This window comes from Streptosporangium pseudovulgare (assembly GCF_014648055.1).
Classification (GTDB): domain Bacteria; phylum Actinomycetota; class Actinomycetes; order Streptosporangiales; family Streptosporangiaceae; genus Streptosporangium; species Streptosporangium pseudovulgare.
The window spans coordinates 1-646 of the sequence record NZ_BMQJ01000071.1; the positions used below are offsets into that span (position 1 = coordinate 1).

The window sequence follows — 646 nt, forward strand, 5'->3', positions numbered from 1 at the left end:
GACAAAAGCCAGGGTTAATGTGTGAATGCCACGACTTCGGCGGTGTACTTGAGCCCCGCTACATTGTCGGCGCAGAATCACTTGACCAGTGAGCTATTACGCACTCTTTCAAGGGTGGCTGCTTCTAAGCCAACCTCCTGGTTGTCACTGCGACTCCACATCCTTTCCCACTTAGCACACGCTTAGGGGCCTTAGTCGGTGGTCTGGGCTGTTTCCCTCTCGACTACGGAGCTTATCCCCCGCAGTCTCACTGCCACGCTCTCACTTACCGGCATTCGGAGTTTGGCTGACGTCAGTAACCTTGTCGGGCCCATCGGCCATCCAGTGCTCTACCTCCGGCAAGAAACACGCGACGCTGCACCTAAATGCATTTCGGGGAGAACCAGCTATCACGGAGTTTGATTGGCCTTTCACCCCTAAACACAGGTCATCCCCCAGGTTTTCAACCCTGGTGGGTTCGGTCCTCCACGCGGTCTTACCCGCGCTTCAACCTGCCCATGCCTAGATCACTCCGCTTCGGGTCTGCAGCATGCGACTCAAACGCCCTATTCAGACTCGCTTTCGCTACGGCTACCCCACACGGGTTAACCTCGCCACACACCGCAACTCGCAGGCTCATTCTTCAAAAGGCACGCAGTCACATCAC

General features: G+C 56.3%; 1 rRNA gene. It reads right to left on the reverse strand.

Features of this window, described 5'->3' with window-relative positions:
* Positions 1 to 646 (reverse strand): 23S ribosomal RNA (locus IEZ10_RS38510); the annotation flags it as partial.